Origin of the sequence: Stenotrophomonas nitritireducens, assembly GCF_001431425.1 — a bacterium.
GTDB classification, from domain to species: Bacteria; Pseudomonadota; Gammaproteobacteria; order Xanthomonadales; family Xanthomonadaceae; genus Stenotrophomonas; species Stenotrophomonas nitritireducens.
Window position 1 is genome coordinate 25,376 of the sequence record NZ_LDJG01000032.1, and the last position, 13,554, is coordinate 38,929.

Below are 13,554 nucleotides of genomic sequence, written 5' to 3' on the forward strand. Positions count from 1 at the left end.
CGCGTGCCACCGGCACACCCATCGAAAACACGGGGAAGAAAATGAAAGCGATCACGGGAGTTCTTGGCTCGCTGTTGCTGGCGACCGCACTGATGCCGGTCACCGCACCGGCGCAGGAATACAAGGTGCTGGGCACGCTGTCCGGCGCCGCAGCATCGCCGGCGCAGGCATTGAAGGTGGACGAAGCCGGACGCCGCCTGTACGCGGGCCGCCAGGGCGGTGTGGATGTGTTCGACATCGACAGCGGCGAGCGCAAGGGCACGATCGCCGTGAATGGCGCGGTCGGCGGCATCGCGCTCGCACCCGATCTCGGGCGCGGCTACGCCAGCAGCGCCGATGGCGGCAGCGTGCTGGTGTTCGACCTGCAGAGCCTGGCCGTGCTGCAGACCGTCCGTTCCGGCGGCAGCGAACCGCGTGAGCTGGAATACGACCCGGCGCGCGGCGTGGTCTATGTCTCCAACGCCGGCAACGGCCAGCTGGCGGCCCTGGATGCGAAGAACGGCGCCAGCCGCGGCAGCCTGAAGCTGGGCGGACGCCTGCGCGGCGCCTCGGTCGATGGCCGCGGCAACCTGTTCGTCGCCGACGAGGCGAAGGACGTGCTGCACGTCGTCGACACCGCCAAGCTCTCGCCGCTGGGCGCCATCTCGGTGTGGCCGGGCAAGGCGCCCACCGCGATGGCCAACGACGTCAAGGAACGCCGCATCTACGTCTCCACCGGCAACGGCAAGATGATCGTGGTCGATCCCGATCCGGGCCAGATGCTCGGCGTGGTCGAAACCGGCGGCAAGGGCGCGGCCGGCGTCGCCATCCAATACGCGCCGGCACGGCTGGTGCGGCTGTTCATGCCCAATGCCGACGGCACCCTGGACGTGGTCCAGAACGCCAAGCTGACCCCGTCGCTGGAGTCCAGCAAGGCCGGCATCGGCGGCGGCAGCGCCGCCGCGTTCGACGGCAGGAGTGGACGGGCCTTCGTCAGCGGCGCCGACGGCGTCCTGGTCATCGGCAAGTGACGGCATACGGGGAAACCATCATGTTGAAGAATCTGCAGCGCATCACCCTGGTCACCGCGTTCCTCGTCACCGCGCCGGCACTGGCGCAGGAGGTCCGCGACGACGCCCTGAAGGGCAAACAGATCCTGTTCGTCGTCGGCAAGACCGCCAAGGACGCGCCCAACGACGATCCGCTGATCCGCGACTACCTGGGCACGCTCGGCGCGCAGGTGACCACCGCCTCGGCCACCGATCCGGCCACCGCCGCCAACGGCAAGGACCTGGTGCTGATCTCCTCCACGGTCAATGCCCGCGAGCTGGGCAACCGCTACCGCGACCTGCGCACGCCCATCGTCACCTGGAGCGCCTACAGCTTCCCGCTGCTGGGCATGACCGGCGACAAGCTGCACGAAGACTTCTCGGTGGTGCGCGAGAAGCCGTTCCACAACGAGAACCATGCCGACTACTACGCGCATGCCACAAGTTCGACCAATCCGATCCTGCGCGCGGCGCGCATTCCGCACGGGATGTTCGCGCCGCTGCTGTTCAGTGGCGGCGTCACCGACCCGAGCTGGGGCAAGCCCAGCCGCGGCGCCGACATCGCCGTGGTGTTCGGCGGCGAGCTCGACCAGGCGGCGGTGTTCTCCTATGAACGCAACGCGCTGATGATGGGCGACGCGGTCGCACCGGCCCGCCGCGTCGGCCTGTTCCTGGGCAACAACAGCTGGTCGATCCTGTCCGACGCGCAGGGCCCGGCGGCACAGGATCCCAAGGAATTCGCCTGGTTCGGCGGCCGCCGCCTGTTCGATGCCGCCCTGCGCTGGGCGGTCACCGCGCCGCAGGCACCGGTATCGGCATCGCCGGCCCAGCAGCGCGCCACGCTGGCCAACCTGGCCAAGGGCAAGAAGGTGCTGTTCGTGCGCCGCTACGACCTGCCGTGGCCGGAGAACGAGGCTTCCGACCAGGCGCAGCTGGTCTGGCTGAAGTCGCTGGGCTTCGAGGTGCACACCGCCGACCACATGGAACCGGACAGCCGCGCGCAGGGCATGGACCTGGTGATCGTCTCGGCCAGCACCAACAAGTACAAGCTGGGCATCAAGTACGCCGACGTGAAGATCCCGGTGATGCTGCTGGAAGCCAAGGCGGTGGACGCACTGGGCATGGTGAGCCGCCGCCGCAACACCGACTACGGCGTCAACGACCACAAGGAAAGCCTGTACCCGCCGGAGAACTACGTGGACGTGGTGCGCGCCTACCACCCGATCGCCGCGGGCATGCCGGCTGGCCAGTTCAAGCTCTACACGACGCCGGGCGTGCTGGCCTGGTCGCGTCCGCCGGCCGGCGCGCAGGTGATCGCCACCATCCCCAACCAGCCCGAGCACGCGACGATGTTCGCCTTCGAGAAGGGCGCGACCATGGCCAACGATGCGGTCGCACCAGCACGCCGCGTGCTGTTCCCGCTCGATGCACCGCGCTTTCCCGACCTGACCGACGACGGCCAGCGGGTCTACGGCGCCGCGTTGGCCTGGCTGTTGACCGCACCCTGACCGCTGCTCCTCCCCACCGGCGTGGTGCCGGCCCTCGTCGTCCGGCACCACGCCCCCCCCGATGCGATTCCCCGCATTCCAACGGTGAAACCCATGATGAAAGCGAAAAACCGATCCTGCGCCGGCCTGCTGCACGCGCCGCTGCTCGCCCTGGCGCTGTGCGCCGCCCCCGCCTTCGCCGGCCCCGGCCGCGCGGCCGCGGACATGGTGGTGGTGGTGCCGGAAGGCAGCGCGCACCCGGCCGCACTTTCTTCCCAGGTGGATGCATGGCGCAAGGCGCTCGGCCGCGACAACGTGGTGTGGGTGGACAGCCTCAAGCGCGACAAGCCCTCCGGCTTCGGTTCGATGGCCACGCTGCATTTCGGCGGCCAGGCGCAGATGACGGCATGGCAGCAGGCCAACGCCACCGCGCTGGCCGCGCCGCTGCAGCTGTCCATCGCCGACGTGATGACGCAGGGCGGCAAGGCGCCGGCGGCCAACGCGAAGCCCATGTACAAGATCAGCTACTACACCCTGAACTCGCCGCGCGAGGCGATGCAGGCGTGGGTCGATGGCTACCTGACCAAGTACCTGGACTCGCAGGTCGACAACGGCATCCTCACCCGCTACGCGATGTACCTGGAGCGCAACGCCGGTGGCCGCGCCCTGCTGGTGCTCGAGTACACCGATGCGAAGACCGAGCAGGAAGCCGAGCCGATCAAGGCCAGGCTCAGCGAGGACATCGCCCGCGCGGACAAGGAATACGCGCGCCAGTCCGCGCTGAAGGAAGAACTGCGCACCACCCAGAGCTGGACGCTGGCCGTGCCGGCGCACTGACCCCCGCTCCCGTCCTTCGGGACGGGAATCCGGCCTCGCCCGCAATGGCGCGGAGCCGGAACCTCTCGTTGCAAATGGAGAAGAAGATGAACCACCAAGTCAAAGCCCGGGCCACCCAGGTATTCGGCATCGCACTGGCGTGCATGGCGCTGGTCGCCTGCGGCAAGCAGGAAACCGCCGCCCCGGCAGCCGCCCAGGCCGCCACTCCGCCAGCCGCGACGGCCGCCGCCGCGGAACCGGCCAACGTCATCGTCTGGGCGCCGCCGGGCAAGGCCGTACCGGCCGGCTTCGCGCAGAAGCTGCGCGCGCTGAAGGACGAAGGCATCGCCTCGGAAGTGCGCGTGGTGAAGGAATACGCGTTCGAGGAAAAGCCCGGCTATGGCTCCGGTTTCGATGAACTGGCGATCGTGAAGTTCCCCAGCGAAGCGGCCTACGAGCAGTGGAAGGCCGGCCCGGCCGCCGACCTCGGCCCCGACGTGCTCAGCAGCCGCGTCGATGTCATGACCGAGCGCGTCAGCAGGAAGAATAATCCGGACCAGTCGGTCTACGTCGTCAGCCAGTACGAAACCTTCGTGTCGCCGCAGGCCTACAAGGAGTACTCGCAGGACTACATCGACCCGAACATGGACAACCAGTACCACTCCGGCATCATGACCCGCTACACGATGTACCTGGAGCGCGAGGCCAGCGGCGACCTGAAGAACCCGCGCGCGTTCCTGGTCACCGAATACGCCAACCAGGCCGAGTTCGACCGCAAGGCATCGGTCAAGGACCCGTACAAGGCGCTGCTGCTGTCCGGCCCGTACCCGGAATGGGCGCGCCTGAACGTCGACAAGAAGACCATGCGCCGCGACTTCAACGAGTCCTACGCCAGGCCGGCACCGTAATCCGGCACATCCTCCCCCCTGGGATGCGCTCCGAAGCCCGGCACTGGGACGCCAGTGCCGGGCTTCCTTGTCTGGCCGTTGCCGCGTCCGGGCCGGATGCCGCATCAGGCGCAACCGCCAGGCCATGCGCCGCAGCGCCGCCCGCGACCAGCGTGGACCGCAGGCAGGCCAGCCGCCTTCGTCGAAGGCGCGGAGCCGGAGGCGACCGTTCGATGCAGCGCATCGGGACCATGCGCGGTATCCACGGCAAGGAAGTCCGCCATCCACGACAGGCACGCGTTCCGTCGACAGGCTGATACCCACGGCGAAGCCGGGCTTGTCCACGGCAACGGGTAGACCGCTTGCGGGTTCCCATGGCCGATGACAGCGGCTTGTCAGCAACGCGGCGCAATCATCGCCCGACACCCATCGGGGATGGACCATGCACCTGCGCACCCGCTTCGCCCTGCTGCTCGCTGCCGGCGCCGCGTTTCCCGCCACCGCCGGCGACACGCTCTACCAGCTCGAAAACACCACCCGGCTTCCCAGCACGGACACCGACTGGGACTACATCCGGCTGGAACCGCATGGCTCGCGCCTGTTCATGGCGCGCCGCAAGGATGGGCTGACGGTCTTCGACGTCGATACCCGCAAGGTGCTGGCGACGGTGGAGAATTCGGTCGGCGCCAATGGTCCGCTGCTGCTGCCGCAGTTCGACCGCGGCTACGTCGCGATGACCGATGGCTCGCTGCTCAGCTTCGAACTGAAGTCGCTGAAGGTCATCGACAGGATCAGGCTGGCCGACGACGGCGGACTCAATGGGGTCGTGTTCGATCCGGCCACCCGACGCATCCATGCCGTGGTGGGCGCACGCGCGGCCGAATCGACCTGGTTCACGCTCGACGCCGCCACCGGCAAGCCGCTGGGCAGGACGACGTTCCCGTTCAAGAAGATGGACGACCCGGCCCCCGACGGAAAGGGCGCGCTCTATGCGCCGGCACGCTACGACAACCTCCTGCTCAAGCTCGATTCGCGCACGCTCGCCGAGCAGGCGCGCTGGCCGATCGACTGCGTGCAGGTGGTGGCGGTCGAATACCAGGCCAGCCACGACCGCATCCTGATCGGCTGCCGCGGCGACGCGCCGCGCTTCATCGCACTCGATGCGCGCAGCGGCCGCCAGCTCGCGAGCATCCCGATCGGCAAGGGCATCGACGGCATGGCCGTGGACGAGAAGCGCGGCCTGATCCTCACCTCCAACGGAGGCGACGCCAGCCTGACCGTGATCCGCCAGGAAGGCCCGGACAGCTATCGGCTGCTCGGCAACGTGCAGACGCGCCCGCAGGCGCGGACGATGCAGATCGACGAACGCGATGGCCGCGTGTACCTGGTGACCGCCGACGCGACCTTCGGCGCCCCCGATGCGGACGGCAAGGCACCCACGCCGTCCTTCCATCCGGACAGCTTCGTGGTGCTGGGCTACAAGCCACAGTGAGAATCCGCGTGCGTGGACGCCGGTCCGCCGCTCCCGGACATGAGTGCAAGGCCATGCTGGCGCAGCAGCAGCGGATACTGGTCAAGCGCGGCCCTCGTCCCGACAAGATCGCGGCTCATGCCAGGATCTGCCCGCAGGCGCCATGAAGCGATCGACAAGGATTGCTTCCCCGGCAGAACGGAAAAGGCCAGCGTACGTCGCTGGCCTTTTTCTTTGAAACCCCTGTTTTCAAGGGGTTTCCGCGCGCTTCTTGTGGTGCCGCTTATCCGAATCGAACGGATGACCTACTGTTTACAAGACAGTTGCTCTACCGACTGAGCTAAAGCGGCGATGGTCCTCGCGGCGCATTCGCGATGCGCCCGCGCGGCATTCTAGCGCAGGCGGGCGCACTCCAGCGATTGCCGCTGCGCGGCACCGCTGCGCTTGAGCAGGTCCTCCGCGCTGGCGGTATCGGCATAGGCCGCATCCAGCCACCAGCTGTCGGCAGCCTCCGCACCATTGCCGACGATGCGTGCCGTGAAGCCAGCCGCCGCCAGCGCGGCAAGGCGCCGCTCGGCGCCTTCGCGGTTGCGGTACTGGCCCAGCGCTACCGCGTTGGCGTCGTCGCCCTGGGCGATGATGAAGTAGTCGTTGATGCCGGCGTCCACGATGCGCTTGACCGTGGCCTGCGCTTCCTCGCGGCTGGCTGCCGGCGGAATGAGGACGCGATAGCCGGTCGCCGCCCTTGGCGGCACCTCGCGCGGCTGGGAGCGGACCAGGTCCGCTCCCAGCGTGGTCGCGGCCGCCTGTGCCTGTTCCCGGCTCTCGAACGGCCCGAAACTGGAACACCGTTGCGGACGGGGCGGCGTTGCCGCGACGGGCTGCGCCGCTGCGGGAGCCGTCGCGGCCGCGGGCTTGCCCGCATCCGCCAGCGCATCGGCCTGCACGGCTACCGGCGTTGCAGCCGTTGCGGGCGGCGATTCCGGCACCGCCGCGGCCGACGTTTCCACCGCCTCGACGGGAACCAGTTCCAGCGTGGCCACGCCGGCCTCGAGTGCCTCGGGCGCCATCGCCGGCGCCGCGCGCGGCGTCATCCACCACAGCGCGACACCGATGTTGAGGATGGCCAGTGCGACGATGAGGAAGCGAATCAGCATGGGGCGATCCTAGCCTCCCGGCGCCCGCTGGTGCACGGCCCAGCGCGCCAGGCCATCCAGCACCAGCGCCGGCCGGTACTGCGCATCCGGCAGCAGCGGCAACAGCGGGGCCGCGCCGCCGCCGTGCATCACCAGCACCGGCGCGGCGCCGAGCAGGTCGGCGCCATGGCGCAGACTGCGTTCGACCAGCGCCACCGCCGCGCCGTCGCATCCCGACGCCAGCGCGTCGGCGGTGTCGTTGGCGAATTCCGCATAGTCGCCGCCGCTGGCCGGCAGCTGCATGGCGCGCGCGTGCAGGGCCTCGCGCATGACCGTGGGCGAGGCGCCGATGCGCCCGCCCAGATGCCGGCCATCCGCGTCCATCAGGTCGATGGTCAGCGCCGTGCCCACCCCGGCCACCAGCACCGGCCGTTGCGCGGCGGCCGCGGCGAGCAGGGCCAGGAAGCGGTCGACACCGAATTTTTCCGGGCGCGCATAGGCGATGGTGACGCCCGCGCATGCCGGCAGGGTCCGCGCCACCTGCACGCGCGCGAAACGGGCATGCAGCAGCTCCATCACCGTCGCGGTCAGGGCCGGCGCGGCGACGCTGGCCACCCAGGCCGTATCGCCGCGCGGCAGGGCATCCAGTGCGGTCGCGGTCATGGCCTCGGCGCCATGCGTCCATGCCTGCACGCTGCCGGCAGTGGCGCCTTCGAGCGGCGCGAACTTGAAACGCGAATTGCCCAGGTCGAACAGCCAGTCGCTCATTGCGCCCTCACGCTGACTTCGCCGGCATGGAAATGGCGTTCGCCGCCATCGATGGAAACACGCAATGCGCCGTCCTCGGCCAGGCCAAGCGCGGAGCCCTCATGCACGGTACCCGCCTCTTCCACGCGCACCGGCCGCCCGGCCAGCACGTCCATCGCCGCGTACCGCGGCAGGAACGGCGCCAAGCCCTGCCGTTCGAACTGGTCCAGCGCCGGCAACAGATGCGCCAGCAGCGCCGCGACCACCCGGTTGCGGGATACCGGTGTGCCGGCCAGCGTGTCCAGGTCGATCCAGGGCTGGGTGATATCGTCGGCGATGCTGGCGGGCATGCGCACGTTCAGGCCAAGCCCGATCACCGCACGCGCCGGCCCGGCGAACTCGCCCCCGCCTTCCACCAGCAGGCCGCCCAGCTTGCGGCCGTCGACCAGCACGTCGTTGGGCCATTTCAGCCCCGCATCCGCGAAGCCAAGGGCATGCAGCGCCTCGCCCACCGCCACGCCCGCCGCCAGGCTCAGCCCGCCCATGCGCGACAGGCCGCCGGCAAAGGCCCGGGACACGGACAGATAGATGTTGGCGGCCAGCGGCGAGGCCCACTGCCGGCCGCGGCGACCGCGGCCCCCGGTCTGGCGCTCGGCCAGCAGCACGTCGACGCCGCGCAAAGGTGCGCTGCGCCGCAGCAATTCGCTGTTGGTCGACCCCACCGTCCAGCCGATTTCCAGCTCCGCAAGCGAAGCCGCCACATCGGGCGCGAGCTGCCCCAGGATGCGGGTGCGGTCCAGCAGTTCCAGCGGCTGGGCCAGGCGGTAACCGTCGCCGGCACGGCCCTCGATAGCCACGCCTGCCGCCCGCAACCCCTGGATCCGCTTCCAGATGGCAGCCCGGGTCTGGCCTAGTCCACGGGCCAGGGCGTCGCCGGAAAAGGCGCCCTCGCCCAACTTGGCCAGCAATTCACGGTCGTCCACGACGGATCTTCTGATCGCAACAGATCGGCCGATTATGCGTGAAGGCGCCCGGGCCGCCCATGGGGCTTTCCAATCCGGCCGGAAAAGCAGGCTAGAATCGGGAGCTCAACCGCCCCCGGATGTCGACGATGCGCCGTACCGCCCATTGCCTGATCCTGCTGCTGGCCCCCGTGGCCGGGCATGCCGCGGAGGCTATCGACACCCCGGCCCGCAATGGCTGCACCTATGCGCCGGGCGAAGTGGAACGCGTGGCGGTTCCCGCCGCGTCGGTGAACCTGGCCAACGCCGCTCCCCCGTCCCAGCCCAAGCACGCCATACCGGCGCCGCAGCAGGCCGGCGGCGGCGGCGACGAGGAGATCATCCCGCGGCTGCGCGCACCGAAGTGGCACCGGCTCCTGCCCGGTATGTTCCGCTGATCCAGTCGTTGCTGCGCCGCTGGCGGCGCAAACCCCCTCCCGTGGAAGAAGCGCTCTGGCAGGACACCTGCCAGGCATGCCCGTGGCTGCAAGCCCTCGACGCCGCCCGCCAGGAACGGCTGCGCGGGCTGGCGGCGCATTTCCTGCAACGCAAGACCATCACCCCGGTGGCCGGGCTGGAACTGGATGAAGGCCAGCGCCTGCTGCTGGCCGCGCTGTGCTGCCTGCCGCTGCTGGAATTCGGGCAGGAAGGCCTGCAGGGCTGGTCCGAACTGGTGGTTTATCCGGATGCGTTCCGGGTGCGCCGCAACCACATGGACGCGGCCGGCGTACTGCACGAATGGGACGACGAGCTGATCGGCGAGGCCTGGGACAGCGGTCCGCTGCTGCTGTCGTGGGCCGACGTGCAGGCCGATATCGCCGACCCGCAGTCCGGGTTCTGCGTGGCCGTGCACGAAATGGCGCACAAGATCGATGTACTGGACGGCGCGCTCGACGGCACGCCGCCGCTGCCGCGCGAATGGCAACGGCAATGGGCCCGCGATTTCCAGCGCAGCTACGACGCCTTCTGCGCGCAGGTGGACGCCGGCCGCGACACCGCGATCGATCCCTACGCGGCCGAAGCGCCGGAGGAGTTCTTCGCCGTTACCACCGAATACCACTTCTCCGCCCCGCAGCTGCTGGAACGGGAAATGCCGGAGGTGGCCGGACACCTGCGCCGTTTCTACGGGCCTTCGCCGTTCGCCGCGCTGCCGCCAGAACGCCCGTAGGAGCGGCTTCAGCCGCGAACGGCGGCATTCCCGGCAGAACCCATTGGCGGCTGAAGCCGCTCCTGCGGGCGGTCGGCCGGTCGCCGGATCACAACCCCGGCGGCAAGGTCACTTCAAAACGCGCGCCGCCCAGTTCGGGCGACCGCTTGACCTGCAGTTCGCCGCGATAGTCCTTGATCAGGTCCTGCACGATCGACAGGCCGATGCCATGGCCCTGCACGCGCTCATCGCCACGCACACCGCGCTGCAGCACCTTTGCGATGTTCTCCTCGGCGATGCCGGGACCGTCGTCGTCCACCGCCAGCACCAGGCCGGCGCGTCGCCCCGGTGCGCAGGGAATCGAGCGCGCGGTCAGCAGCACGCGGCGCCTGGCCCACTTGAAGGCGTTTTCCAACAGGTTGCCCATCAGCTCCTGCAGGTCGCCCGGCTCGCCGTAGAAGTTGACGCCCGGCTCCAGCTCGAACTCGCACAGCACGCCCTTGCTGGCGTAGATCTTCTCCAGCCCCGGCACGATGTCCTCGGCGGTGGCCTCGATCGGCACCGGCGCGGAGAACAGCTTGTGCCCGGATGAAGCCGCGCGCGCCAGCTGGTAGGACACCAGGTTGTTCATGCGCTGCAGCTGCACGTCCAGCTCCTCGCGCAGCGCGCCGTCGCCGGCACCGCTGTCCAGCTGCGTGCGCAGCACCGCGATCGGCGTCTTCAGGCTGTGCGCGAGATCGGCCAGGGTATTGCGCTGGCGTTCGAGGTTCTCGCGCTCGCTCTCGATGAAGGCATTGATGCTGTCGGTCAGCGGTTCCAGCTCGCGCGGGTGCATCTCGCTCATGCGCTCGCGCTCGCCGCGCTGCACGCGGGTCAGTTCGTTGATCACGCGCTTGAGCGGGCGCAGGCTCCACTGCAGCACCAGGGTCTGCAGCAGCAGCAGGATCAGGCCGGTCACGCCCAGCCAGAACCACACCGCGCTGCGGAACACGCGCAGCTGCTTGCCCAGCGCGCGCGAATCCTCGAGCACGTAGATGGTGTAGGGGAATTCGGTCTCGGGCGTGCCGTCGCCGCCCCATACCAGGCCCATGCCGTAGCGGTAGACCTCGCCGGGCGTCCCGTCGATCTGGGTGATCGGCAGCGGGCCTTCGAAGGTTTCCTCGCGCGGCTCGAGCATGCGCGCGCTGACGTCGGGCAGGATCGGCCCCTCGGCGGACATGGAGTTGCCGGAATGGCCCGGCATCACCACCTGCAGGTACAGGCCGCTGCCGGGCACGTCGAAGCGCGGATCCGGCGGTTGTTCGCGGATGTAGAGCGAGCGGTCACGGGTGAAGTCGATGCCGGCCGCGTAGGAGGTGGCGTAATTCTTCAGCCGCTCGGAGAGATTGGCGCGGGCGGTGCCGGCGAAGGCGGCGTCCAGCGCGTAGCCGGCCAGCGCGAGGAAGGCCACCAGGCCCACCGAGGCGGCCAGCAGCTGGCGCGCCTGCAACGAACGCGGCCGCCAGCGCCGGAAAAACCACAGACGGCCGTAGATCATGTCCGTACCGCGCGCGGCGGATCAGCCCTCGTTGCGCGGGATGGCGAAGCGGTAGCCGCGGCCGCGCACGGTTTCGATCGGCTTGAGCTCGCCGTCCGGGTCCAGCTTCTTGCGCAGGCGGCCGATGAACACTTCCAGCACGTTGGAATCGCGGTCGAAGTCCTGCTGGTAGATGTGCTCGGTCAGGTCGGCCTTGGAGACCAGTTCGCCGGCATGCATCATCAGGTACTCGAGCACCTTGTACTCGTAGCTGGTCAGGTCGACATTGCTGCCGGCCACGCTGACCGTCTGCGCGGCCAGGTCCAGCGCGACCGGGCCGCATTCCAGGGTCGGCTTGGACCAGCCGGCCGCGCGGCGCAGCAGCGCGTTGACGCGCGCCAGCAGCTCCTCGACATGGAACGGCTTGACCAGGTAATCGTCGGCGCCCTGCTTCAGGCCCTCGACCTTGTCCTGCCAGCTCGAACGCGCGGTCAGGATCAGCACCGGGAACTTCTTGCCCTCGTCGCGCAGTGCCTTGATCAGCTCCATGCCCGACATCTTGGGCAGGCCCAGATCGATGATGCCGACGTCGAACGGCACCTCGCGGCCCATGTACAGGCCTTCCTCGCCATCCTGCGCAGCGTCGACGGCAAAGCCTTCGCGCTTGAGCCGGGCTGCCAGGGTCTCGCGCAGCGGGGCTTCGTCTTCGACCAGAAGGATACGCATGAACTCTCCCTAGTTGCTTGGCCGGCCATCACCGGCATGTGTGTGCGGATTGCGGGACGACTATCGCTGTTCAGGGGTTATCGCCGCGTGGTGGCTGCTCGACCTGCCGGGGCGCCCGCGGCGCGCGCGGCGGCGGCGGCGCGTCGTCCATGTAACGCACGCGGCCGCGCTCATCCATGTATTTGACGCGGTTGATGTCGCGGCCATCGTAAGGCACCCGCTCGGCGCCCAGGATGCGCCCGCCGGTTTCGCGCTGGACGCGCCGTACCGCATCGGAAAGCGATCCCACGTTGTCCTGCATGCGCGGCCGCGGCACTTCCCGCTCGCCGCGCGGCGGCTCCTGCCGGATGTCCTGCGCCCAGGCTCCCGCCATCGGCGAACCGGCCGCGAAAGCGGCGGCAACGGCGAGGACCAGAATGTGACGCGGAGCCGGAAGCATGGGGTGATCCTATCGAACTGCGACGGTTCGTTCAAAATCCGTGAAAACGGGTCCTCGGCGGGATTCGCGTGACCCTCACGAAATCGAGGCAAATTCTTGATTTTTAGGGGTGAATCCGATCTGAACTCTCCCCGCCCGCAGCCCGCTTCGTTCAGCTACATGAGCAAAATGAATGGGCGCCGACCTCAGGCCGCGTGCGCCGCCTGCTCCCGGGTGACCTGCACGGCCTGCTCGACCAGCGACCAGTCCGCGCCGGGACGGTGGGCGCCTTCGCTCAGCACCTTGCGGAAGCCGCGGCCGCCCGGCTGGCCGTGGTACAGCCCGAGCAGATGCCGGGTGATGTGCTTGAGCGCCAGCCCCTCCTGCAGGCGGGCCTCGACATAGGGGCGCATCCGTTCCAGCAGCTCCTCGCGGCTGCGCAGCGGGGCACCGGTCTGCGCCGCTTCCAGCGCATGCAGCACGTAGGGGTCGTGGTACGCGGCACGGCCAAGCATCACCCCATCGACATGGGCCATCTGCGCCTGCGCGGCTTCCACCGTGGCCAGGCCGCCGTTGAGCACCACCGGCAGCGCCGGGCGCGCGGCCTTGAGCCGGTAAGCCCAGTCGTAGCGCAGTGGCGGGATCTCGCGGTTCTCCTTGGGCGACAGGCCTTTCAGCCAGGCGTTGCGCGCGTGTACGACGACCATCGCCGCGCCGGCCTGTACCTGGCGGTCGACGAAGGCGGCGAAGGCGCCGTAGTCGTCGTCGTCGTCCACCCCCAGCCGGCACTTCACCGTGACCGGGATGTCCACCGCCGAAGCCATCGCCGCCACGCACTCGCCCACCAGTTCCGGCTCGCGCATCAGGCAGGCGCCGAAACGGCCGGCCTGCACGCGGTCGGACGGGCAGCCGCAGTTGAGGTTGACCTCGTCGTAGCCCCAGTCGGCGGCGATGCGCGCGGCCTGCGCCAGCAATGCCGGGTCGCTGCCGCCCAGCTGCAGCGCGAGCGGATGCTCGCTGGCGTCGAAACCCAGCAGCCGCCGGCGGTCGCCATGGATCACCGCGTTGGCGTGCACCATCTCGGTATAGAGCCGCGCACCCGGCGCGAGGATGCGGTGGAACACCCGGCAATGGGTGTCCGTCCAGTCCATCAGCTGTCTCTTACACACACTCT

14 protein-coding genes and 1 tRNA gene are annotated in these 13,554 nt (G+C 69.3%); 7 read left to right on the forward strand and 8 right to left on the reverse strand.

All coding sequences use genetic code 11. From position 1 onward, the window contains the following. Positions 1–41 precede the first annotated feature (41 nt). The 5 genes from ABB22_RS16270 to ABB22_RS16290 all read left to right on the forward strand — a co-directional run bounded on the left by ABB22_RS16270 (position 42) and on the right by ABB22_RS16290 (position 5,710). Complete coding sequence (locus ABB22_RS16270; protein WP_152984229.1) at positions 42–1,010, forward strand: YncE family protein; 969 nt, start codon at positions 42–44, stop codon at positions 1,008–1,010. A gap of 20 nt (positions 1,011–1,030) precedes the next feature. Then, on the forward strand, positions 1,031–2,536 hold the full coding sequence (locus ABB22_RS16275) for a hypothetical protein (protein WP_152984230.1): 1,506 nt from the start codon (positions 1,031–1,033) through the stop codon (positions 2,534–2,536). A gap of 93 nt (positions 2,537–2,629) precedes the next feature. Beyond that, entirely contained in the window at positions 2,630–3,352 is a 723-nt protein-coding gene (locus tag ABB22_RS16280; RefSeq protein ID WP_055766762.1) for a hypothetical protein, read from the forward strand. Positions 3,353–3,438: 86 nt separating this feature from the next. After that, on the forward strand, positions 3,439–4,239 hold the full coding sequence (locus ABB22_RS18630) for a hypothetical protein (RefSeq protein WP_152984231.1): 801 nt from the start codon (positions 3,439–3,441) through the stop codon (positions 4,237–4,239). 421 nt (positions 4,240–4,660) lie between these two features. Further along, on the forward strand, positions 4,661–5,710 hold the full coding sequence (locus ABB22_RS16290) for a YncE family protein (RefSeq protein ID WP_055766768.1): 1,050 nt from the start codon (positions 4,661–4,663) through the stop codon (positions 5,708–5,710). A 253-nt stretch (positions 5,711–5,963) separates the two neighbouring features. Here ABB22_RS16290 and ABB22_RS16295 read toward each other — a convergent pair. The 4 genes from ABB22_RS16295 to birA all read right to left on the reverse strand — a co-directional run bounded on the left by ABB22_RS16295 (position 5,964) and on the right by birA (position 8,555). After that, positions 5,964–6,039: transfer RNA gene (locus ABB22_RS16295), tRNA-Thr, on the reverse strand. Between the two features lie 42 nt (positions 6,040–6,081). Further along, positions 6,082–6,846 carry an SPOR domain-containing protein gene (locus tag ABB22_RS16300; protein ID WP_055766771.1) on the reverse strand — a complete coding sequence of 255 codons (765 nt, stop codon included), beginning with the start codon at positions 6,844–6,846 and terminating at the stop codon, positions 6,082–6,084. Between the two features lie 9 nt (positions 6,847–6,855). Beyond that, the gene (locus ABB22_RS16305; protein WP_055766774.1) at positions 6,856–7,593 is read right to left on the reverse strand and encodes a type III pantothenate kinase; all 738 of its coding nucleotides are present in this window, start codon (positions 7,591–7,593) and stop codon (positions 6,856–6,858) included. Then, positions 7,590–8,555, reverse strand: a complete 966-nt coding sequence (gene birA / locus ABB22_RS16310; RefSeq protein WP_055766775.1) for a bifunctional biotin--[acetyl-CoA-carboxylase] ligase/biotin operon repressor BirA — start codon at positions 8,553–8,555, stop codon at positions 7,590–7,592. The genes ABB22_RS16305 and birA overlap by 4 nt, the downstream gene beginning before the upstream one ends. A gap of 128 nt (positions 8,556–8,683) precedes the next feature. On the opposite strand from birA, the gene ABB22_RS18635 reads away from it, so the two are divergent. After that, positions 8,684–8,971 carry a hypothetical protein gene (locus ABB22_RS18635; RefSeq protein WP_082443552.1) on the forward strand — a complete coding sequence of 96 codons (288 nt, stop codon included), beginning with the start codon at positions 8,684–8,686 and terminating at the stop codon, positions 8,969–8,971. After that, positions 8,938–9,741, forward strand: a complete 804-nt coding sequence (locus tag ABB22_RS16320) for a M90 family metallopeptidase (protein WP_055766782.1) — start codon at positions 8,938–8,940, stop codon at positions 9,739–9,741. Before ABB22_RS18635 ends, ABB22_RS16320 begins: the two co-directional genes overlap by 34 nt. A gap of 88 nt (positions 9,742–9,829) precedes the next feature. Here ABB22_RS16320 and ABB22_RS16325 read toward each other — a convergent pair whose 3' ends face one another. The 4 genes from ABB22_RS16325 to dusA form a co-directional block, all read right to left on the reverse strand. Next, positions 9,830–11,257: an ATP-binding protein gene (locus ABB22_RS16325; protein ID WP_055766785.1), complete on the reverse strand. Its 1,428-nt coding sequence runs from the start codon at positions 11,255–11,257 to the stop codon at positions 9,830–9,832. A gap of 21 nt (positions 11,258–11,278) precedes the next feature. Next, entirely contained in the window at positions 11,279–11,962 is a 684-nt protein-coding gene (locus ABB22_RS16330) for a response regulator transcription factor (protein ID WP_004136763.1), read from the reverse strand. A 70-nt stretch (positions 11,963–12,032) separates the two neighbouring features. Next, on the reverse strand, positions 12,033–12,401 hold the full coding sequence (locus ABB22_RS18810) for a hypothetical protein (protein WP_055766788.1): 369 nt from the start codon (positions 12,399–12,401) through the stop codon (positions 12,033–12,035). Between the two features lie 185 nt (positions 12,402–12,586). Next, a complete protein-coding gene (dusA, locus tag ABB22_RS16340; protein ID WP_244481351.1) occupies positions 12,587–13,531 on the reverse strand; it encodes a tRNA dihydrouridine(20/20a) synthase DusA in 945 nt (314 codons plus the stop codon). Between the last annotated feature and the right edge of the window lie 23 nt (positions 13,532–13,554).